Raw genomic sequence first — 549 nt, 5'->3', positions numbered from 1 at the left:
CGGCTGCGGCAGACCACCGAAACACTGCGACGCCCACCATGTCCATCACTGGGCCGACGGCGGTGTCACCTCGGTGGACAACGCGGTCCTGCTGTGCCACCACCACCACACACTGATCCACCACAGCGAGTGGACAGTGCGGATGGTCCACGGCATACCCACGTTCTATGCCCCGGCGTGGCTCGACCCGCAACGCAGGCCAAGACGCAATCTCCTCCACGCCGCAGCGGCATGACGGGCGGGCCCACGGGCTCGCCCGCAACCGGCACGCCTGCCGCCCACCGCCTGCCGCCTACAGCCCGCCGAACGAAACTCCCACCGGCCCGCCCGCAATGGACGTCGGCGATGCCCCCTGACGCCATTCCGGGAGCGAGCCACGAGGATTCCATCTGTATCTCGCGAAGCCGAAGGCAAGCGGCGATGGCGAAGCCGAGCCGCATTCCTATAGCAACGCGGGCCAAAGGCGAAGCCAAGGCACCCCGTGTGGCGATGCGAAGCGAGCCGGACAGGGCTATGCGTCATCGGGTAAGCGGTAATGACCGCAGCCTG

General features: G+C 67.8%; 1 pseudogene. It reads left to right on the top strand.

The annotated features are described in order from the left end of the window. A pseudogene (locus tag DI276_RS51805) lies at nt 1-235 on the top strand (HNH endonuclease); the annotation flags it as partial. Nucleotides 236-549 lie beyond the last annotated feature (314 nt).

The sequence above is a fragment of the Lentzea terrae genome, from assembly GCF_003265345.1.
GTDB classification, from domain to species: domain Bacteria; phylum Actinomycetota; class Actinomycetes; order Mycobacteriales; family Pseudonocardiaceae; genus Lentzea; species Lentzea terrae.
Note: the sequence above shows the minus strand (reverse complement) of the source record. Positions and strands in the feature narration are given on the sequence as shown.